This is a genomic window from Marivita sp. (assembly GCF_020055635.1).
In the GTDB taxonomy this organism is placed as follows: domain Bacteria; phylum Pseudomonadota; class Alphaproteobacteria; order Rhodobacterales; family Rhodobacteraceae; genus Marivita.
Map to the genome: position 1 here is coordinate 53,481 of NZ_JAIPUT010000013.1, position 20,833 is coordinate 74,313.

Annotated in this window: 22 protein-coding genes; 17 read left to right on the plus strand and 5 right to left on the minus strand. The window is 64.9% G+C overall.

Annotated features, from left to right (window positions below):
- Window positions 1-75: 75 nt before the first annotated feature.
- The 11 genes from coxB (at window position 76) to LCF60_RS08870 (ending at window position 9,916) form a co-directional block, all read left to right on the plus strand.
- Window positions 76-918 carry a cytochrome c oxidase subunit II gene (gene coxB, locus LCF60_RS08820; RefSeq protein WP_292291199.1) on the plus strand — a complete coding sequence of 281 codons (843 nt, stop codon included), beginning with the start codon at window positions 76-78 and terminating at the stop codon, window positions 916-918.
- 80 nt (window positions 919-998) lie between these two features.
- Window positions 999-1,940, plus strand: coding sequence for a heme o synthase (gene cyoE / locus LCF60_RS08825; protein ID WP_292291200.1), 942 nt, complete (start codon window positions 999-1,001; stop codon window positions 1,938-1,940).
- A gap of 15 nt (window positions 1,941-1,955) precedes the next feature.
- Entirely contained in the window at window positions 1,956-2,108 is a 153-nt protein-coding gene (locus LCF60_RS08830; protein WP_292291257.1) for a hypothetical protein, read from the plus strand.
- A complete protein-coding gene (locus tag LCF60_RS08835; RefSeq protein WP_292291201.1) occupies window positions 2,108-2,689 on the plus strand; it encodes a cytochrome c oxidase assembly protein in 582 nt (193 codons plus the stop codon). The genes LCF60_RS08830 and LCF60_RS08835 overlap by 1 nt, the downstream gene beginning before the upstream one ends.
- Before the next feature lie 26 nt (window positions 2,690-2,715).
- Entirely contained in the window at window positions 2,716-3,528 is an 813-nt protein-coding gene (locus LCF60_RS08840; protein WP_292291203.1) for a cytochrome c oxidase subunit 3, read from the plus strand.
- Between the two features lie 103 nt (window positions 3,529-3,631).
- The gene (locus tag LCF60_RS08845; RefSeq protein WP_292291204.1) at window positions 3,632-4,315 is read left to right on the plus strand and encodes an SURF1 family protein; all 684 of its coding nucleotides are present in this window, start codon (window positions 3,632-3,634) and stop codon (window positions 4,313-4,315) included.
- On the plus strand, window positions 4,312-5,700 hold the full coding sequence (gene thrC / locus LCF60_RS08850) for a threonine synthase (protein WP_292291205.1): 1,389 nt from the start codon (window positions 4,312-4,314) through the stop codon (window positions 5,698-5,700). The genes LCF60_RS08845 and thrC overlap by 4 nt, the downstream gene beginning before the upstream one ends.
- Window positions 5,697-6,959: a pitrilysin family protein gene (locus LCF60_RS08855; protein ID WP_292291207.1), complete on the plus strand. Its 1,263-nt coding sequence runs from the start codon at window positions 5,697-5,699 to the stop codon at window positions 6,957-6,959. The genes thrC and LCF60_RS08855 overlap by 4 nt, the downstream gene beginning before the upstream one ends.
- Window positions 6,959-7,543, plus strand: coding sequence for a GNAT family protein (locus LCF60_RS08860; RefSeq protein ID WP_292291208.1), 585 nt, complete (start codon window positions 6,959-6,961; stop codon window positions 7,541-7,543). The genes LCF60_RS08855 and LCF60_RS08860 overlap by 1 nt, the downstream gene beginning before the upstream one ends.
- A gap of 52 nt (window positions 7,544-7,595) precedes the next feature.
- A complete protein-coding gene (locus tag LCF60_RS08865) occupies window positions 7,596-8,429 on the plus strand; it encodes an MBL fold metallo-hydrolase (RefSeq protein ID WP_292291209.1) in 834 nt (277 codons plus the stop codon).
- 68 nt (window positions 8,430-8,497) lie between these two features.
- Window positions 8,498-9,916, plus strand: coding sequence for an FAD-binding oxidoreductase (locus LCF60_RS08870; RefSeq protein WP_292291211.1), 1,419 nt, complete (start codon window positions 8,498-8,500; stop codon window positions 9,914-9,916).
- A 173-nt stretch (window positions 9,917-10,089) separates the two neighbouring features.
- Here the strand turns inward: LCF60_RS08870 and LCF60_RS08875 are convergent, their stop codons facing one another.
- Genes LCF60_RS08875 through LCF60_RS08890 form a run of 4 tightly spaced genes read right to left on the minus strand, consistent with a single transcriptional unit; the run spans window position 10,090 to window position 12,560 of the window.
- Complete coding sequence (locus LCF60_RS08875) at window positions 10,090-10,569, minus strand: DUF6505 family protein (RefSeq protein WP_292291213.1); 480 nt, start codon at window positions 10,567-10,569, stop codon at window positions 10,090-10,092.
- Complete coding sequence (locus LCF60_RS08880) at window positions 10,566-11,279, minus strand: biotin/lipoate--protein ligase family protein (protein ID WP_292291215.1); 714 nt, start codon at window positions 11,277-11,279, stop codon at window positions 10,566-10,568. Before LCF60_RS08880 ends, LCF60_RS08875 begins: the two co-directional genes overlap by 4 nt.
- Before the next feature lie 10 nt (window positions 11,280-11,289).
- Window positions 11,290-12,354 (minus strand): Mrp/NBP35 family ATP-binding protein, encoded by a 1,065-nt coding sequence (locus LCF60_RS08885; protein WP_292291217.1) that lies wholly within the window; start codon window positions 12,352-12,354, stop codon window positions 11,290-11,292.
- 2 nt (window positions 12,355-12,356) lie between these two features.
- On the minus strand, window positions 12,357-12,560 hold the full coding sequence (locus LCF60_RS08890; RefSeq protein WP_292291219.1) for a DUF6494 family protein: 204 nt from the start codon (window positions 12,558-12,560) through the stop codon (window positions 12,357-12,359).
- 62 nt (window positions 12,561-12,622) lie between these two features.
- Here LCF60_RS08890 and LCF60_RS08895 point away from each other — a divergent pair, with 62 nt between their 5' ends.
- Entirely contained in the window at window positions 12,623-13,411 is a 789-nt protein-coding gene (locus tag LCF60_RS08895; protein ID WP_292291221.1) for a hypothetical protein, read from the plus strand.
- Here LCF60_RS08895 and LCF60_RS08900 read toward each other — a convergent pair.
- On the minus strand, window positions 13,405-15,363 hold the full coding sequence (locus LCF60_RS08900) for a 4Fe-4S binding protein (RefSeq protein WP_292291223.1): 1,959 nt from the start codon (window positions 15,361-15,363) through the stop codon (window positions 13,405-13,407). The genes LCF60_RS08895 and LCF60_RS08900 overlap by 7 nt on opposite strands.
- A 377-nt stretch (window positions 15,364-15,740) precedes the next feature.
- On the opposite strand from LCF60_RS08900, the gene LCF60_RS08905 reads away from it, so the two are divergent.
- From LCF60_RS08905 to LCF60_RS08925, 5 genes are all read left to right on the plus strand, one after another.
- Window positions 15,741-16,286 carry a DUF3305 domain-containing protein gene (locus LCF60_RS08905; RefSeq protein WP_292291225.1) on the plus strand — a complete coding sequence of 182 codons (546 nt, stop codon included), beginning with the start codon at window positions 15,741-15,743 and terminating at the stop codon, window positions 16,284-16,286.
- On the plus strand, window positions 16,283-16,948 hold the full coding sequence (locus tag LCF60_RS08910; protein WP_292291227.1) for a DUF3306 domain-containing protein: 666 nt from the start codon (window positions 16,283-16,285) through the stop codon (window positions 16,946-16,948). The genes LCF60_RS08905 and LCF60_RS08910 overlap by 4 nt, the downstream gene beginning before the upstream one ends.
- A complete protein-coding gene (locus tag LCF60_RS08915) occupies window positions 16,945-17,580 on the plus strand; it encodes a molecular chaperone TorD family protein (RefSeq protein ID WP_292291229.1) in 636 nt (211 codons plus the stop codon). Before LCF60_RS08910 ends, LCF60_RS08915 begins: the two co-directional genes overlap by 4 nt.
- Before the next feature lie 50 nt (window positions 17,581-17,630).
- Complete coding sequence (locus LCF60_RS08920) at window positions 17,631-17,822, plus strand: ubiquinol-cytochrome c reductase iron-sulfur subunit N-terminal domain-containing protein (protein ID WP_292291231.1); 192 nt, start codon at window positions 17,631-17,633, stop codon at window positions 17,820-17,822.
- Window positions 17,823-17,935: 113 nt separating this feature from the next.
- The gene (locus tag LCF60_RS08925) at window positions 17,936-20,833 is read left to right on the plus strand and encodes a formate dehydrogenase subunit alpha (RefSeq protein WP_292291233.1); all 2,898 of its coding nucleotides are present in this window, start codon (window positions 17,936-17,938) and stop codon (window positions 20,831-20,833) included.

A 20,833-nucleotide genomic window follows, 5' to 3' on the forward strand; every position in this document is an offset into this window, starting at 1 on the left:
ACAACGGGATTCCGCGTTTACCGGATCCGATGCTGCAAAATACAATACGACCGCTTCAACCGAGCAAGGTGCAAAATGCGACGATTCCTTAGCCTATTGGCCGCGATGGCCGCCGTTTCCTTCAATCCCGCGCATGCGCAGGATGGTCTTGAAATCATCGGCGCGCCCAAGGATGGCGGCATGGGCTTTCAGCCCGCCGCGACCGAACTGGCCCGCGACCTGCAGTGGCTGGACGGGATGATTCTGGTAATCATCACCGCGATCACCATTTTCGTCTGTGTGCTGCTCGCCATCGTGATCGTGCGCTACAATCGCCGCCGGAACCCGAATTCGGCCAGCTTTACCCACAATTCGCCGCTCGAGATCGCCTGGACGGTGGTGCCGATCGTGATCCTGGTCTTTATCGGCGCGTTCTCGCTGCCGGTGCTGTTCAAGCAGCAGGAAATTCCCGAGGCCGACATCAACATCAAGGTGACAGGCTACCAGTGGTACTGGGGCTATGAATACACCGATCACGATTTCGCCTTCGACAGCTTCATGCTGGCGCGCGACGAGCTTGAGGAATACGGCTACAGTCAGGATGAATACCTGCTGGCGACCAATACCGCCGTCGTGGTGCCGGTGAACAAGACCGTCGTCATGCAGGTGACCGGCGCCGACGTGATCCACAGCTGGACGATCCCCGCTTTCGGCGTCAAGCAGGACGCGGTGCCGGGCCGTCTGGCGGAACTGTGGTTCAACGCCGAGAAGGAAGGCATCTATTTCGGCCAGTGCAGCGAGCTTTGCGGCAAGGACCATGCCTATATGCCGATCACCGTGAAGGTGGTGAGCCAGGAGGATTACGACCGCTGGCTGGACGGGGCGATCAACGAATATGCCGGCACGCCGCGCGCGGTGCAGGTGGCTTCGGCCGACTGACATGACAGCCAGGGGCGCGGTGATGCGCGCCCCGCAGCATCCGCAGCGATGCCTGACACGATCCGAACCCGGAGACCAGGATGAGCGACGCAAGTCTCAACACAGTGACCAGCCAGACCGGCGAGGCGGACTTCGGCGATTATTTCGCGCTGCTCAAGCCGCGGGTGATGACGCTGGTGGTGTTTACCGCGCTGGTCGGCCTTCTGGCCGCGCCGGTTGGTGTGCATCCGGTGGTCGGCTTTGCCGCGATCCTGTTCATCGCCGTGGGCGGGGGCGCGTCGGGCGCACTTAACATGTGGTGGGATGCCGATATCGACCGTGTGATGAAGCGCACGCGGTCCCGGCCGATCCCGGCGGGCAGGATTTCGGCTGACGAGGCGTTTGCCTTCGGTATCGCGCTGGCGGGGTTCGCGGTGGTGATGCTGGCGCTGGCGACCAATCTTGTCGCGGCGGCGCTGTTGGCCTTCACCATCTTCTTCTATGTCGTCATCTATTCCATGTGGCTCAAGCGCTGGACGCCGCAGAACATCGTTATCGGCGGCGCCGCAGGGGCGTTTCCGCCGATGATCGGCTGGGCCGCCGCGACCGGCTCTGTCAGCGTGGAATCGGTGCTGATGTTCGCGCTGATCTTCATGTGGACGCCGCCGCATTTCTGGGCGCTGGCGCTGTTCATGCGCTCGGATTACGAAAATGCGGGTGTGCCGATGCTGACGGTCACCCATGGCCGCCGCGTCACCCGCGTGCATATCCTGGTCTACACGATCCTGCTGGCCGCACTGGCGGTGGGCACGGGCTTTACCGCCGTGGGCGGGCCGCTTTACCTGGCGGTGGCTCTGGTGTTGAACGCCCTGTTCCTGATTGGTGCGCTGCGCATCTGGCGGCGTGACGAGGACGCGGCCGAGGCTGATGGCTATGCTGTCGAAAAGCGGTTTTTCCGCCTGTCGCTTTACTATCTGTTCCTGCATTTCGGGGCGATCGCGCTGGAAGCGGCGCTGGTGCCCTATGGGCTGGGGGGCTGGTAAGACATGAACTTTCGCGTGGAACATGACCTTCACAAGCGCCGGTTTCGCCGGAACCTTGGCCTGGGACTGGTGCTGGCGTCGTTTGTCGTGCTCCTGTTCGGTCTGACCATGGTCAAGGTCACGACCGACGATTTCACCATGCAACCCACAAGCGAGGCGCGGGACTGATGCGGCTGAGCAGCATAAACAAGACGGTGATTTCCCTGGTCGCGGTGGTGCTGACCATGGGGGCGCTGGGCTGGGCGGCGGTGCCGCTTTATGACTGGTTCTGTCGCGTCACCGGGTATGGCGGCTCGACGAACACCGCGACCTCGGGCTCGGACGAAATTCTGGATCGCACCGTGAAAGTGCGGTTCGACGCGAGCAAGGAGCGGGACTTCCCATGGGAATTCAAGCCCATGCAGCGCGAGATGGAAGTGCGCATCGGCGAGACCGGGCTGGCCTTCTACGAGGCTTACAACCCCACCGACCGCCCCATCGCCGGGCAGTCGAGCTATAACGTGACGCCCTTCGAGGCGGGTCTCTTCTTTACCAAGATCGACTGTTTCTGCTTTCAGGAACAGGTGTTGCAGCCCGGCGAGCGCGTCGAGATGCCGGTGACTTTCTATGTCGATCCCGAAATGGTCGATGACCGGGACGCGAAGCTCGTTCATACGATCACGCTGTCCTATACTTTTTACGAGATCGACATGCCCCAAGACCACGCCGCCCTTGATCAGGCCGGCGAAACCGATACAAAACAGAACTGAGCCTTCCACGAGGGATAAAGACCAAGATGGCACATGAAAAAAACCACGATTACCACATCCTGAACCCCTCGATCTGGCCGTTCCTGGGCTCCTTGTCGGGATTTGTCATGCTGTTCGGCGCGGTCCTCTGGATGTCGCCGCAAGTGGCGAACAACCAGCCATGGGTGTTCCTGATCGGATTTGTCGGCGTGCTTTACGTCATGTTCGGCTGGTGGTCGGACACAGTGGCCGAGAACCAGGCCGGCGATCACACCCCGGTCGTGCGCATCGGCCTGCGCTATGGCTTCATCATGTTCATCATGTCCGAGGTCATGTTCTTCGCGGCATGGTTCTGGAGCTTCTTCAAGCACGCCATGTACCCGATGGGCCCCGAAAGCCCTGCGGTGGACGGCCAATGGCCCCCGGCGGGGATCGAGACCTTCGACCCCTGGCACCTGCCGTTGATCAACACGCTGATCCTGTTGTGTTCGGGTGCGGCGGCGACATGGGCGCACCATGCGCTGGTGCATGAGAACAACCGCAAGGACATCAAGTCCGGGCTTGCCATAGCGATTGGGCTGGGTGCGCTGTTCACGGCCTTCCAGATCTATGAATACACCCATGCCGGTTTCGGCTTCTCGGGCAATATCTATGGCGCCAACTTCTTCATGGCGACGGGCTTTCACGGCGCGCATGTGGTGATCGGCACGATCTTCCTGTTCGTCTGCCTGATGCGGGTGCTGCGCGGCCATTTCACGCCGGAGAACCATGTCGGCTTCGAGGCCGCGGCATGGTACTGGCACTTCGTCGATGTGGTCTGGCTGTTCCTCTTCGCCTCGATCTATATCTGGGGCGCCTGAGCCCGACAGGCCACGGGGGCGGTTGCATTTCCGCCCCCAAGACGCAAGAACACAAAGCGCGCGGGTCTCGCGCGCTTTTCCTATTCCAACGGAGCGCCCCGGATTGGCACGTTACCTCGTTCCCCTGATCTTCGGTCTGGTCGGTGTGGCCATCCTGATCGGCCTTGGCACCTGGCAGATGCAGCGCCTCGCCTGGAAAGAGGGCGTTCTGGCCGATATCGAGGCCCGCATCGGCGCCGATCCCGTCGCCCTGCCGCAAACGCCCGACCCCGAAAACGACCGCTACCTGCCGGTGCAGATTACCGGGCAGATGGGGGCACAGGCGCTGCGCGTCCTGGTCAGCCAGAAACAGGTGGGCGCGGGCTACCGCGTGATTTCGCCGCTCGACATGGGCGGGCGGCGTATCCTTGTGGATCGGGGCTTCGTCAAGACCGGCGAGGATATTCCCGCGCCACCCGAGGGCGAGGTGACGATCACCGGCAACCTGCACTGGCCGGATGACCGCAACAGCGCGACACCCGTCAATGACGTGGCGCAAAACATGTGGTTCGCCCGCGATCTTGACCAGATGGCCAGCGCGCTCGCGACCGATCCGGTTCTGGTCGTGGCGCGCGAGACGTCGTTTTCCGGCGCCCCGGTGACGCCCTTGCCGGTGGACACGCGCGGCATCCCGAACGATCACCTGGAATACGCGATCACCTGGTTTTCGCTGGCGGCGATCTGGGCCGCTATGACCGGCTATTTCCTTTGGCGCACGCGCAAGACAGCGAAAGGCGACACCGCATGAGATATATCTCGACCCGTGGGCAAGCGCCCGTTCTGAACTTTGAAGAGGCGATGCTGACCGGGCTGGCGCGCGATGGCGGGCTTTACCTGCCCGAAACCATCCCGCAGATGAGCACCGCCGATATCGCAGCACTTGAGGGCGTGAGCTACGAAGAGGCGGCGTTCCGGGTGATGCGTCCCTTTATCGGCGATACGTTCACCGACGCGGAATTCCACGGCATCATCGCGCGCGCCTATGCGGGCTTTGGCCATCTGGCGCGCGCGCCGCTCAAGGAACTGGACAGCGGGCATTTCCTGCTCGAGCTGTTTCACGGCCCGACGCTGGCGTTCAAGGATTTCGCCATGCAGCTCATTGGCCAGCTGTTCGAGGCCGCGCTCAAGCGAAACGGCCAGCGGGTCTGTATCGTGGGCGCCACCAGCGGCGACACCGGCAGCGCCGCGATCGAGGCGTTTCGCGGGCTGGATGCGGTGGATGTGTTCATCCTGTTCCCGCAAGGCCGGGTCAGCGAGGTGCAGCGCCGCCAGATGACCACGCCCAGCGAATCCAATGTTCACGCGCTTGCCATCGACGGGCATTTCGATGATGCCCAGGCCCGCGTGAAGGACATGTTCAACGATTTTCAGTTTCGCGACGCGGTCGGGCTGGCGGGGGTCAACTCGATCAACTGGGCGCGGGTGCTGGCGCAGGTGGTCTATTACTTCACCTCCGCAGTCAGCCTTGGCGCGCCCCATCGCAAGGTCAGCTTTACCGTGCCGACCGGCAATTTCGGCGACATCTTCGCCGGTTACATCGCGCGGCGCATGGGGCTGCCGATTGACCGGCTGGTGGTGGCCACCAACCAGAACGACATCCTGCACCGCTGCCTGAGCGCGGGCGAATACCACCCCGACGGGGTGATCCCCTCGATCAGCCCGTCCATGGATATTCAGGTCAGCTCGAATTTCGAGCGCGCATTGTTTTATGCCTATGATCAGGATGGCGCGGCCGTCGCGCAATTGATGGACGAGCTTCAGGCTGGCGGCTTCACGGTCAGCCAGGGCGCGCTTGAGGCGCTGCGCGAGGCGTTCGATTCGGGGCGCTGCGACGAGGACGAGACAAGCGCCACGATCCGCCGCGTCCATGCCGGCAGTGGCGAGCTTTTGTGCCCGCACAGCGCCGTCGGCGTGAAGGTCGCCGACGAGAAGCGCGTCGAAGGGACGCCCATGATTACGCTGGCCACCGCGCACCCGGCCAAGTTTCCGGCTGCTGTCGAAGAGGCCAGCGGCGTTCATCCCCCCTTGCCCGAGCGCATGTCGGACCTGTATGAGCGGTCCGAACGCGTGACCGGGGTCGCCAACGATCTTGGCGCGATTGAAACACTGATCAAGGAACGGACCGGGCATTGACCGTCAATCTGACCACGCTCGATAACGGGTTTCGCATCGTCACCGAACATATGCCGAGCCTGGAATCCGCCGCCATCGGCATCTGGGTGAATGCCGGGGCGCGCCACGAACGCGCCGAACAGAATGGCATCGCGCATTTCCTGGAACACATGGCCTTCAAGGGCACCAAGACGCGCAGCGCGCTGGCCATTGCCGAGGCGATCGAGGATGTGGGCGGCTATATCAACGCCTATACCAGCCGCGAAGTCACCGCCTATTACGCGCGGGTTCTCAAGGACGACGTGCCGCTGGCGCTGGATGTTGTGGCCGATATCCTGCGCAACCCGGTCTTCGAGGGTCGCGAGATCGAGGTCGAGCGCGGCGTGATCCTGCAGGAGATCGGCCAGGCGCTGGATACGCCTGACGATATCATCTTCGACTGGCTTCAGGAAAAGGCCTATCCCGATCATCCGCTCGGGCGCACGATCCTTGGCCCCGAGGAGCGCGTCGGCGCCTTCTCGCGCGATGATCTGGAAGGGTTCGTCAAGGAACATTACGGCCCCGGCCAGATGGTGCTGGCCGCTGCCGGCGCTGTGGATCACGATGCGCTGGTGCGCGCCGCCGAGCGGCTTTTCGGCGACATGACGCCCAAGGCGCCCTATGTGCCCGATACCGCGCGCTTCGCCGGGGGCGAAAGCCGCCGGGTCAAGGAGCTGGAGCAGGCGCATTTCGCGCTGGCCTTCGAGGGGCCGGATTACGCGCATCCAGATATCTATGCCGCGCAGATCTATGCTTCGGCGCTGGGCGGGTCGATGTCCTCGCGGCTGTTTCAGGAAATCCGCGAAAGGCGCGGGCTTTGCTATACGATCTTCGCGCAGGCCGGGGCCTATGCCGATACCGGCATGATGACGATCTATGCGGGCACGTCGCGCGACGAGATGGCCAATCTGGCGCAGATCACCATCGACGAGATGAAACGCGCCGCCGGGGATTTCAGGCCCGACGAGATCGAACGCGCCCGCGCGCAGATGAAGGCGGGGCTGCTGATGGGGCTTGAAAGCCCCTCGAACCGGGCCGAACGGCTGGCGCGGATGCTCCAGATCTGGGGCCGGATTCCGCCGCTCGACGAGGTGATCGGGCGCATCGACGCCGTGACCTTGTCGGATGTGCGCGCGCTCGCCGAGCGCACCATCAGCACCGCCCCCGTCGCGATGGCGCTTTACGGTCCGGTCGAAGCCGCGCCCAGCCTGGAGGCGCTACAGGACAGGCGCGCCGCGTGATGTTCATCCCGCGCCGGAAAGTCAGGATCGAGACCGAGCGTCTTACCCTGCGCCAGCCGGTGCTGACCGATTACCGCGAATGGTCCGCCCTGCGCGAGGAAAGCGCCGCTTTCCTGATCCCGTGGGAGCCCACCTGGGCCGAGGATCACCTGGCGCGCAAGGCGTTTTCCAACCGTGTCTACTGGGCGCAGCGTTCGATCACGCAATGCACCGCGCTGCCGCTGTTCCTGATCCGGCGCGACGATAACATGCTGGTCGGGGCGATCACGCTCGACAATATCCGCCGCGGCCCCGCGCAGGCCGGGACGCTGGGCTATTGGACGGGTGCGGCCTTTGCGCGTCAGGGCTATATGCGCGAGGCGATCCTCGCCGTGGTGCACCACGCCTTCGAACGGCTCGACCTCAGCCGGATCGAAGCCGCCTGCCTGCCCGAGAATCAGGCGTCACGCGGGCTGCTGGAAAAATGCGGCTTCAAATACGAAGGCGTCGCGCAAAGCTATCTTCAGATCAACGGACGCTGGCGAACGCATGTTCTTTATGCATCCCTGAGGCGGGACCGGCGCGGGCGTACGGCAACGGGCTGACGAAACGCCAATCCGTGCTATCTTCCTTGCAGGCTCAGGGGAGGTTGCAATCATGATCCGTTTCGTCTTCGCTCTTGTCTTCGCGCAGATCTGTCTCGGCGCGCCCGTCCTCGCGCAGCAGGATCGCCGCCCGAGCCATTGCATTGCCATTGCACAGACCACGCCGGGGATGGCCTATCTCCAAAAGGCCAGCTTTCGTGACCCGGTGCCGGATCATTCGGTGCGCCTGCGCTATATCGCGCATGCCTCCTTTCTGATCCAGACCGAGGACGGGCTGTCGGCGGTCACCGATTTCACCGGCTTTGTCGGCAATGTCGATTTCATCCCCGATGTCGTGACCATGAACCATGCCCATTCGACCCATTGGACCGCCAATCCGGACCCGTTGATCCCCAATGTCCTGCCCGGTTGGGGCGAATTCGGCGAGGGGGTGGACCATCACGTCGATCTCGGGTCCATGCTGGTGCGCAATGTGCCCACCGATATCCGAAGCTGGGGAGGCACGGTGGAAACCAACGGCAACTCGATCTTCGTCTTCGAGGCGGCGGGCCTGTGCATCGCCCATCTGGGCCATCTCCATCACGAGCCGAGCGATGAGCAATATGCCGCGCTGGGACGGATGGATGTGGTGATGGCGCCGGTCGATGGCGGGCTGACGCTGCCGCTCGAGAACATGATGAACGTGCTGCGCCGCACCAAGGCGCGGATCGTGATTCCGATGCACTGGTTCGCCGATGGCTCGCTGGGGCGCTTTCTTGCGGGGATGGAGGATGCGTTCGACGTCGTTGACACCGGCGCGCATGAAATCACCGTCTCGCTGCGCAGCCTGCCTGACCGGCCTACGATCATGGTGCTCCGCCCGGCCTATCTGCGCGAGGACGAATAGCGCGGCGTGCAGCGCTTTGTTCGGCAGGAAGAACTGGACTGCGCCGCGCCACATGGTAGCAAAGCCCCATGAGCCTCAATCCCGTTACCCCCGCCTTCATCGCCGACCTTCAGGCGGTGCTTCCCGAAAGCGCAATTCGCGAGACCGCACCGCATTACCTTGAAGAGCCGCGTGGCCGCTGGCAGGGGCAGGCGGGCGTGGTGGTGGCGCCGCAGGATACCGCGCAGGTCTCGGCGGTGATCCGCGCCGCAGCGGCGGCGCGCGTGCCGGTGGTGCCCTATGGCGGGGGCACGGGGCTGGTGGGGGGGCAGATCGCGCCCGACGGCCCCGCGCCGGTGCTGCTGAGCCTTGAGCGGATGCGCGCCGTGCGCGCGATCCATGCGCGCGAGAACCTGATGCTGGTCGAAGCGGGCGCGATCCTCTCGGATGTCCATGACGCCGCCGCCCGTGCCGGGCGCCTCTTTCCGCTCAGCATCGCCGCCAAGGGCAGCGCGCGGATCGGTGGCTTGCTTGCGACCAATGCAGGGGGCGTGAACGTGCTGCGCTACGGCAATGCGCGCGAGCTGTGCCTGGGGCTCGAGGCGGTGCTGCCCGACGGGCAGATCTGGCACGGGCTCAAGCGGTTGCGCAAGGACAACACCGGCTATGACCTCAAGGACCTTCTGATCGGCGCCGAAGGCACGCTGGGGGTGATCACCGCTGCCACCTTGCGCCTTGCGCCCCGGCCCGCGGGTGAAGGCACGGCACTGATGGTGGTCGAAAACCCGGCCGCGGCGCTTGATCTGCTGTCGCTGGCGCGCGACCATCTGGGCGAGGGGGTGAGCGCCTTTGAACTCATCCACCGCGCCGGGCTCGATTTCCTGGCCGAGACCCTGCCGGATATCCGCCAGCCCTTTGTAAGAACACCCGAATGGTTCGTGCTGGTCGATATCGGGCTGGCGCGCGGGCTGGACCCCGCCGCGGCGCTCGAGACGCTCTTTGCCGAAGGGCTCGAGGCGGGGCTGGTCAGCGACGGCTTGATCGCCCAGAGCGAGGCGCAGCGCCATGAATTCTGGGAGGTGCGCGAACAGATCCCCGAGGCCAACCGGCTGATCGGGGCGTTGAGCTCGCATGACATCTCGCTGCCGCTCGAGGCGATCCCCGATTTCATTGCCCGCGCGCCTGACCATATCGCGCGCCTCGGCGCATTCCGCATCAACTGTTTCGGGCATCTGGGGGACGGCAACCTGCACTACAACGTCTTTCCCGCCCAAGGCCAGCGGCGCGACGACCATCTCGACGCGCGCGACGCGATCAAGCGCTGCGTGCATGACCTGGTTCACGAGATGGGCGGCTCGGTCAGCGCCGAACACGGGATCGGGCGGCTCAAGGTCGGGGATCTCGAACGCTATGGCGATCCGGCCAAGCTCTGGGCGATGCGCGCGATCAAATCGGCGCTTGACCCTTTGGGCATCATGAATCCCGGCGCGGTACTCAGGTCGCTGTGATCCAAATGAGCGCCTGCGGCGCGCTTTATTCTTTGCAAAAGGGGGCGCGGCCCCCTCTTGGCCTTTGGCCAATTCACCCCCGGAGTATTTGTCGCAAGATGAAGGGCGGGGCGTATCCGGGGCTTCATCTTGCAAAAAATACTCAAATCCGACGGTCAGGCCGGACGCGGCGCTTATTCGTCGGGCGTGGCGTGGATCGCGAATTGTTCCAGCCCGGCCTCCTGCGCCTCGATCACGCGAAAGCTCTCGCGCACGCCCGCGTCGGTCAGTTCGCGCGCCACGGTCAGCAGGGTGTTGGGGGCGTGATCTTCGCAGAGTTCGATCATATGTGCGATTTCGGCCTCGGCGACGGGTAGGGCGGCGGCGATGTCGGGGGCGCCGTAAAGATCGACGAAATGCTGAGCCAGCGTCTGGGTGAGCGCGTCGCGCTCGGCGGGTTCGACGGTGGTGACGGCGACGAAGGTCACGCGGCCCGATGTCTCGAGCCCAAGCCAGCCATTGGCGAAGGCCTGGCGCTGTTTGCCGCTGAGGTCGGCCTCGGTCCAGTCCGAGAATTCGAATCCGCCCGAGATGCACCATTCACCCGTGCGCGCCGGGTTGGCATAGACCCGCAGGTCGCTTTCGTCGAAATGGATTGCACGCGCCAGTTTCATTTGTCCTGCTCCAGTATCGTGCTCAGTGCCACGAGATGGGTCTTGGCATCCTCGTCGCGCAGGAGCATGCCGAAATTTTCGTCGATGCCAAGGAACGTGCCCGTGAGTCCGCCCTGCGTCACCGGCTCGCCGATCCCTTTCGCAAGGCCGCGCCATTGCGCGTGAAGGGCGCGCGGCCCTTCGTCTTCCCAGCGGGTGATCCAGTGGAGCGTGTGGCGCGACCAGGCTTCGAGCAGTTCGGTCGCGTCCACATCGGCGCAGCCCTCGTCGTAAAGCGCGGTGGTGTCGGGCTGTGTGCCGCCGTCATGCGCCCCCGCCGCCAGCAGTGGCAGTTCAAGCCCCACCACCAGCCAGCCGGGCAGCGCGTCGGGGCGGGCATGGGCCGCCATGGCGCGCAGGCGCCCGCAGGCCGCGCCGTTCACCTGCAGCCCGCCGGCCCATTCCAAGTGCACCGCCACTTCCGGCGGGCCAAGCGCGCCGAGCGCGTTCTGGAATCCCAGGGCGCAGGCGGGCAGCATGGCCATCGCCTGTTCCAGCGGCACTTCGGGGGCCATGACCAGCGCTGCCGCCAGCCGGTTTGCCGCGACGTTATGGACGATCAGCCCCGCATCGCAGCCAAGCGCCGCCATGGCGCAGGCCTTGTCGAACGGGTCGATCCCGGCATCCACCGGATGGCCCGACATCAGCGGCGGGAAGGCGGGGGTGCTCATGGCGCGCCCCTCATGCCACGCCCTGCGCCACCAGCGCGCGGGCCACGTCGCGGAAGGCCTGCGCCTGGGGCGCGTCGGGTTTGGAGACCACGATCGGCGCACCGCCATCCGAGGCGGTGCGGATGTCGATATGCAGCGGTATTTCGGCCATCAGGGGAACGCCCATCTTCTTGCACTCCGCCTTGACCCCGCCATGGCCGAAGACATGTTCCTCATGGCCGCACTGGCTGCAGATATGGGTGGACATGTTCTCGATCATGCCCAGCACCGGCACCTTGAGCTGGTTGAACATGTCGATCCCCTTGCGCGCATCCAGCAGCGCGACATCCTGCGGGGTCGAGACGATGATCGCCCCGTCCACCACCGTCTTTTGCGCCAGCGTCATCGACACGTCGCCGGTGCCGGGCGGCAGATCCACCAGCAACACGTCAAGCGCCCCCCATTGCACCTGCATCAGCATCTGTTGCAGCGCCCCCATCAACATCGGCCCGCGCCAGACCACCGCCTGATCGTCGTTGGTCATCAGTCCGATCGACATCATGGTGACGCCGTGATTGCGCATCGGCAGGATGGTCTTGCCGTCGGGGCTGGCGGGGCGGCCCGACACGCCCAGCATCCTGGGCTGGCTTGGCCCGTAGACATCGGCATCGAGCAGCCCCACGCGCCGCCCTTCGGCGGCTAACGCGCAGGCGAGGTTGGCCGAGACGGTGGATTTACCGACCCCGCCCTTGCCGCTGGCGATGGCGATGATGTGGTTCACGCCGGGCACGCGCTCGGGGCCCTGGGGTTCGGTCTTGCGCTGCGCCTTGAGGTCGGGCGGCGCCTTGGCGCTATGGGCGGTCAGCACCGCCGAGACCTCGCTCACGCCGTCCAGCGCCGTCACCGCCGCTTCGGCGGCGGCGCGCACGGGCTCGTAGGTGTCCGCCTTTGCCGGGTCGATCTCGAGAACGAAGCGCACCGCGCCGCCCTCGACATTCAGGCCCCGCGTGATGCCGGCCGAAACGATATCCGACCCGCTGAGCGGATCGCTGACCTTCTTGAGCGCCGCGAGGACGCTATCCCTTGTCAATGCCACGTTCAGTCCTGTCCCTTGATGGTGCCGGTCACTTCATGTTCAATGTCCAGCCCCTCGACCGTCAGGACCATCCGGGCCTTGAAGCTGCGCCCCTCGAGGTCGCCGGCATTGCGCAGCCCTTCCTCGATCGCCTGTTGCGAGGTGACGCCCACCTGCTTGAGGAACTTGCGCATGGACATGTTGAAATCGCTGATATCGTCGCTCATGTCGGTCTCCCTTCGTTTCAAGATCGTTGACGCGATGTGCCGGGTCTCTTTACCCTTGGGCCATGCGCCGCATCGTTTCAATCCATCGCCGTGCCTTTCGCGCCCTCAGCGCGGCTTGCATGCTGGCGGCCTGCGTTGTCCTCGCCCTGCCGGGTGTGGCCAAGGCGGAGAGGTTGCGCCTGGGGGTGCCACAGGCGCTGCGCGACAGCGGTCTCATGACATATGTGCTGCCGCGCTTCTCTCTCAAGACCGGGGTGGGGGTCGATCTGGTCCCCGAAGGCGCCGAGGCCGAACTGAGCCTTGAGGCGGGGGGCACGGGGCGCGCGGTGTTCGTGGGGCCGCAAGCCACATGGCGGATGATATCGCATGACAGCGGCCATGCGGGCGCGGCTCGGTTCGCCGACTGGCTGTTGTCCGATATCGGCCAGCGCACGGTCGCCGCCTACGAGGTGGACGGGCAGTCCCCCTTTGGCCCGCCCGAGCGCGCCAGGGCGGCACAGGTCGCGCCGACCTTTGCGGGGGATGCAGCGCTGGGCAAGACCCTTTCGAACGATCTGTGCGGGCGCTGCCATGTGGTCTCGGAAGAGACCCGCATGAACGATATCGGCTCCACCCCGTCCTTTTTCATGCTGCGCGCGATGAAGGACTGGGCGCGGCGGTTCGAGGCTTTCTATGCGCTCAACCCGCATCCGTCCTTTACGCAGGTCGAGGACGTCACGCCGCCCTTCCACATCGAGCGCCCGCCGCCGATCATTCCGGTCGAGATGAGCCTCGATGATCTCGAGGCGATCATGGCCTATGTCGCCACCATGACGCCGGCCGATCTGGGCGCGCCGATCCGGCATCAGTGATCCCGGCGCTTGCTGAAATAATCGTCCGTGGTGCGCACCTGAGGGCGTTCCCCGGCGGCAAAGGGGTTGTCCTGTGAATGGAACTGCGCCTTCACGCGGCAATTGTCGCACATCTGGATCATCCGCGCGGCGTCGCCACTGGCGAACATGGCGTGTTTGCCGGCCAGTTTCTCGGTGATCCGCTCGACCGTGGATTTCACGCCGAACAGGGCGCCGCATTCGATACAGGCGAATGGCTCCTCCTCGTGCAGCACGACCTGGCTCATGGCGCTGTCCGCAAGGTTCAGGCGCGGCTCGTAACTGATCGCGTCCTCGGGGCAGACATTGGCGCAGAGCCCGCATTGCAGGCAGGCATCCTCCTGGAAACGCAGCTGGGGCATGTCGGGATTTTCGACCAGCGCACCCGAGGGGCAGAGCGACACGCAGCTCAGGCAAAGCGTGCAGGCATCGGTATCGACCAGCACCGCGCCATAGGGGGCATCCTCGGGCAGGGGCAACATCGCATCGGGCGGATTCATCGCCTTGGCCGACAGGCGCGCGACCTGGCGGCGGCTGCCCATCGGCAGAACCGGGTCATCCACCGGCGCAGGCAGCGCGGCGGGATCGTAAAGCGCCGCGCAAAGAGCATCCGGGTCATTAATGTCGAGCGTGGCGATTTTCCCTTCTCCGGCAATGGCTTGCGCCAGCGGGATCTCGCGGTCGAGCGCATCGCGCTCGGTGGTCGGAGAGAACAGGATCGTCACATCCGCAAAGCCCGACGCCAGCGCTGCCAGCATCTCGGCATGGCCGAAACCCGAAAGCGCGCTGACGTCCAACGGGATAACGTCGGCGGGCAGGCCGCGCCCGTGGCGCGCCGCAAGGCGGACCATCTCGGCCCCGAAATCGCGGTCGGTGACCAGCAGGCGCGGCGCCGCGCCCCCGGCCTTGCGATAGGCCGAAGCCAGCGTCTGGATGCGCCGGAAGATCATGTCGGTGGGCGGCGCGTCATAGGTGATCGCGCCCGACGGGCACAGCGCCGCGCAGGCCCCGCAGCCCGCGCAGACCATCGGGTCGATATCCACATGCTCGCCCGCCGGGCTGATCGCGCCGGTGGGGCAGACATCAAGGCAGTTGGTGCAGCCGGTCTTGCCGGCGCGCGAATGGGCGCAGAGCAGCGGCTCCAGCGCCACGTAAAGCGGCTTTTCAAAGGTGCCGATCATTTGCGACGCCTCGAGCACCGCATCGGCCACCGCTGGCAGGCTGCCGGGATCGGCGCGCAGATAGCCTTCGCGCTTTTGGGGCGCCGGGAAAAGCGGCGTCTCGCCGCTCAGGTCAAGGATCACGTCGCAATCGGTCTGCGCCCCGTCGCGCGGCGCGCCCCAGCTCAATGCGCCGCGCCCTGCCGGGTCCACCTGTTGCAGCGCGTCGATGGTCAGGCGGAACTGGCCAAGCGCGCCCTCGGCCCGCTTCACCCGCCCGCGGATCGTGTCGAAATCGCGGGTCTCGGGCGGGTCTTGCGCATCGGTCAGCAGCACCGTCACGCCAAGGATCGGGGCCAGCCGCGTGGCCGCCTCCAGCGCCACATCCGACGCGCCGATGATCAGGCAAAGCCCCTCCGAGATCACATCGAGCGACTTCCCGGATGCGGCGGGCAGGGTGGCCTCGGCCAGCAGTGCGGCCATTTTGGGTAGTTTCGGGCGCGGATCATCGGACCACCCCGCGCGGTCGCGCAGGTCGGTGAATCCGGGTGCCGGGGCGTCGATTTCGGCGGCCAGTTCCTCGAATATCCGGCGCTCCTGAGCGCAGCAGATGATGGCGTCACCGGCGCCGATTTCCTCGGCGGCGCGGTCGGTCTGGGTGGTGCAGAGCCCCGAATGCACCTGTGAACAGCTGAGCCCCGTCGCCTGTTCGATCGCCCCGGCGTCAAGCGCCTGGGATCCGGAACAGTTACATAATATCAATCGCTTGGCCATGATTCCTGCTTGGGTTTCCTTGCTGTGCCAGCGCCTGATCCTGCGCCGGGCGGGCTTCAGAGTAGGCACGATTCGCAGCCGTGGTAAACTGAATTTACCAGCCCCTGACCGGCGTCGCGGCGCGTGCGGCTAACCCGAGTGATTCTGTTGGGCAGACGCTGGCGGGGCAATGGCCCGATTGCCGCGCCGGTCGCGCGCCGGACTTTTTGTCCAAAGCGGCAGTCCGTGCCGCATCCGACTGCCCATTCTGTCCCTCCGCTTCCGATGTGTGCGATTGAATGCAATTTTTACTTTGAGCGGTTCGAAATCTGTACCAGTCTTGAATCAACCGAACTGGGAGGAACGGTGTGGTTCACAATCCGTCGAGGTATGCCTGCATGCCGCTTGGTGTCGTGATCCGGCGAAAGCCGGGCGTGACCCGTTGGGCCAAGTGGGCTTGGAAAGCGGTCGGTGTTCTGCCGGGTGCTGGCGATGCCGACTGGCGCGAACTGCGCCGTGACGGCGAAAGCGTCGAATTCCACGCCGCGACCCCGCTTCTCGAACTGCACGGCGCCGAGACCGATGCTTATGTCCACGGGCTCGCGGCGCAGGTGCCCTGCGTCTACGTGGTGCTGCGTCACGCCACCGGGGCCGAGGCGGCGATCGCCCCGCTCGACGTGGTGCTGGTGACGGCCTCGCCCTACGAGGCGCAGGATTATTGCGACAGCGGCGAAGAGATCGTCGAAAAGGTTGCCATGCCCGACGGGCTGATGGCCTGGGTTCAGGATTTCATCGACCAGCATCACATCGAGGAAGAGTTCAAGAAGCGCCGCCGCGACCGGGTGCGCACCGACAAGGTCGAACACAGTGTCGGCGACCCGCGCGTCAAGCAACTGACCGATGTCTATCTTGCGCCCCAGGCCCGAAAGGAAAGGCTGAATTGACCCGCGCCGCTGATTTCTGGTCCCGCCGCAAGGCGAAGGTTCAAGACGAGGAGCAGGCCGCCCTGCGCACCGAGGAAGCGCGCGTCGCTGCCCTGCAAGAGGCCGAACAGGCCGAGAAAAGCGATGCGGAGCTTCTCGCGGAACTGGGCCTGCCCGATCCCGACACGCTCGGGTCCGGTGCCGATTTCAAGGCGTTCATGGCCAAGGCCGTGCCCGACCGTATTCGCCGCCGCGCTTTGCGCCGCCTTTGGATCAGCAACCCGGCGCTGGCCAATCTGGATGGGCTGCTGGATTATGGCGAGGATTTCACCGACAGTGCCAAGGTGCTCGAGAACATGCAGACCGCCTATCAGGTCGGTAAAGGCATGATGGCGCATGTCGAGGAGCTGGCCCGTCAGGCCGACGCCGCGGATGCGGAACCCGAGGCGGAATCCGAAACGCTGCCCGAGTCCGAAGCCGCGCCCGAAACGGAAACCGCACCCGCAACCGATCCCGAACCGCTGATCGCGCAGCATGACGCGCCGGACGTGGGGCATGGCGATCGCGACCGGGCGGCCTTTGCCCCCGAAACCGGATTCGAACCCGAAGCCGACACCGAAACAGCGCCCCCCCGCCGCCGGATGCGATTTGCCTTCGGCGCGAGCGATGGGGCCGGGGCATGAGCGCAGGAGCCGACCCAGCCATGGAGCAACGCAGCATGACCGACGCCATCGCCCAGGAAGACAGGCTGCGCGCCGATCTTTACGATTTCCTGGGCGTGCTTCTGGCCGGGCCGCCCAATCAGGCATTGCTGGACCAAAGCGCGAAACTGTCGGGCGACGAGACCGACCTTGGCACCGCCATCGGCGCGCTGTCGCGGATCGCGCAGCACACGCGCCAGCCTGCCGTGGAACGCGAATTCAACGCGCTGTTCATCGGGCTGGGGCGGGGCGAATTGCTGCCCTATGCCAGCTATTACCTGACCGGGTTCCTGAACGAGAAGCCGCTTGCGGCGCTGCGCCGGGACATGGCCGCGCGCTCGATGACGCGGGCCGAAAACGTCTATGAGCCCGAAGACAACATCGCCTCGCTGATGGAGATGATGGCCGGGATGATCACCGGCCGCTTCGGTGCGTCGCCGGCCTCGCTGGGCGATCAGAAGACGTTTTTCAACAGACATGTCGGCCCATGGGCCGGGCATTTCTTCAGTGATTTGGAGGCCGCGAAGAACTCGGTTTTCTATGCTCCCGTCGGCGCCGTCGGCCGGGTGTTCATGGAGATCGAGGCCGAGGGTTTCCGAATGAGCGCGGAGTGATCCGCATTCACCGGCGGGCAACCGCCATCTGCAACGAGAGGAGGACTCTCATGTCAAAGAAGGTTGAGGATGGCGCCAGCCGTCGCGATTTTCTCAAAATGGCCGCCACCGGCGCGCCCGCGGTCGCGGTCGTGACGGCTGTGAGCGGCGGGCAGGCCGAAGCGGCCACGCCCGATCCCGCATCCGAACGGATGCAGGACACCGCGCATACGCGCGCGTACTTCGACTCTGCCCGGTTCTGAACCGGACAAGGTCATCCCGCTCTGCCGGCGACTGGTTGCGATAGGCCCGACTGCCGGCGGTCAACTTAGTACCCAGCAAGCCCATTCGGGCACGCTCGGGAGGAGAAACAGACATGCTTAGGAAAAAGACCAACGGGGTTGCGAGACGCTCCCAGCGGACCAGTATCCTGTCCGAGGTCGTCGGGAATTCCGTCGACCGCCGCGCCTTTCTGCGCGGCTCCGGTCTGGCCATTGGTGGCCTGGCCGCAATCGGTGCCACGGGCGGCACCGTAACCCGCGCAAGCGCTGCCTCGGCGGCCCAGGGCGCGGTCGATACCATCAAATCCGTCTGCACGCATTGCTCGGTCGGCTGCACCGTCGTCGCCGAAGTTCAGGACGGCGTCTGGGTCGGCCAGGAACCGGGCTGGGACAGCCCGTTCAACCTCGGGGCGCATTGCGCCAAGGGCGCATCGGTGCGCGAGCACGCGCATGGCGAACGCCGCCTGAAATACCCGATGAAGAAAGAGGGTGGCGAATGGAAGCGCATCAGCTGGGAGCAGGCGATCGACGAGGTCGGCGACCAGATGCTTTCGATCCGCGAGGAAAGCGGCCCCGACAGCGTCTATTGGCTGGGCAGCGCCAAGCACAATAACGAACAGGCCTACCTGTTCCGCAAGTTCGCCGCCTACTGGGGCACGAACAACGTGGACCACCAGGCCCGGATCTGCCACTCCACCACGGTGGCGGGGGTTGCGAATACATGGGGCTACGGCGCCATGACCAATTCCTACAACGACATCCACAAATCCCAGGCGATCTTCATCATCGGCGGCAATCCCGCCGAGGCGCACCCGGTCAGCCTGCTGCATGTCCTCAAGGCCAAGGAGCAGAACAACGCGCCGCTGATCGTGTGCGATCCGCGTTTCACCCGCACCGCGGCCCATGCCGACGAATATGTGCGCTTCCGTCCCGGCACCGACGTGGCGCTGGTCTGGGGGCTTCTGTGGCACATCTTCGAGAACGGCTGGGAGGACAAGGAGTTCATCCGCACCCGTGTCTGGGGCATGGACCAGATCCGCTCCGAAGTGGCCAAATGGACCCCCGAAGAGGTCGAGCGCGTCACCGGCACGCCGGGCAGCCAGCTCGAGCGCGTCGCGCGCACCCTGGCCAACAATCGCCCCGGCACCGTGATCTGGTGCATGGGCGGCACCCAGCACACCAACGGCAACAACAACACCCGTGCCTATTGCATCCTGCAGCTGGCGCTGGGCAACATGGGCCGCTCGGGCGGTGGCACCAACATCTTCCGCGGTCATGACAACGTGCAGGGTGCAACCGACCTTGGCGTGCTGTCGCACACGCTGCCGGGCTATTACGGCCTGTCGGCGGGCGCATGGGGCCACTGGGCCCGTGTCTGGGAAGAAGACCCCGAATGGCTGGCCGCACAGTTCGACACGCTGAAAGGCGCGGACGGCAAGGAAAAGTCGCTCCAGAACCTCAAGGGCATCCCGGTCAGCCGCTGGATCGACGGCGTGCTGGAAGACACCGAGAACATGGACCAGCCCAACAAGGTGCGGGCCATGGTGCTGTGGGGCCACGCGCCCAACTCGCAGACCCGCATGACCGAGATGAAGACGGCGATGGAAAAGCTCGACATGCTTGTCGTGATCGATCCCTACCCGACGGTCTCGGCGGTGCTCAATGATCGCACCGACGGTGTCTATCTTCTGCCCGCGGCCACGCAGTTCGAAACCCGTGGCTCGGTCACGGCCTCGAACCGCTCGCTGCAATGGCGCGACAAGGTCGTCGAGCCGCTGTTCGAGTGCAAGACCGATCACGAGATCATCGGCCTGTTCTCGAAGAAGTTCGGCTTCCATGACCGCATCTTCCGCAATATCGCGCTGGAGGATGACGGGGTGACACCCGATATCGAGGACACCCTGCGCGAGATCAATCGCGGGATGTGGACCATCGGTTACACCGGCCAGAGCCCCGAGCGGCTCAAGATGCACATGGCCAACCAGCACACGTTCGACCGCACCAGCCTTCAGGCGATCGGCGGTCCGGCGGATGGCGATTACTACGGCCTGCCATGGCCAAGCTGGGGCACGCCCGAGATGAACCATCCCGGCACGCCGAACCTTTACGACATGTCCAAACCCGTCAGTAAGGGTGGCCTGACCTTCCGCGCCCGTTTCGGGGTGGAACGCGATGGCGACAACCTTCTGGCCGAGGGCGTCTTCAGCGAGGGTTCGGAAATCCAGGACGGCTATCCCGAGTTCACCATGCAGATGCTGATGGATCTGGGCTGGGATGGCGACCTGACGGATGACGAACGCGCCACGATCGACGCGATCGCCGGTCCGGATACCAACTGGAAAACCGACCTTTCGGGCGGGATCCAGCGGGTCGCGATCAAGCATGAATGCGCACCCTTCGGCAATGCCAAGGCCCGCGCGGTGGTGTGGACCTTCCCCGATCCGGTGCCCCTGCACCGCGAGCCGCTCTATACGAACCGGCGCGATCTGGTCGCGGATTATCCCACCTACGAGGACCGGCACGACTATCGTCTGCCCACCCTCTATGCGTCGATCCAGAAGAACGACTTCGCCAAGGATTACCCGATCATCCTGACATCGGGGCGTCTGGTCGAATACGAGGGCGGCGGGGATGAAACCCGGTCCAACCCTTGGCTGGCCGAACTTCAGCAGGACATGTTCGTCGAAATCAACCCGCGGGATGCCAATAATCTCGGGGTGCGTGACGGCGCGCAGGTCTGGGTCGAAGGGCCCGAGGGCGGCAAGGTCAAGGTCATGGCCATGGTCACCGAACGGGTGGGCGAGGGCGTTGCCTTCATGCCCTTCCATTTCGGCGGCCATTACCAGGGCGAAGACCGTCGGAGCAAATATCCCGACGGTGCGGACCCCTATGTTCTGGGTGAATCATGCAATACCGCCCAGACATACGGCTACGACTCTGTCACCCAGATGCAGGAGACCAAGGCGACTCTCTGCAAGATCAGCGCAGCATAA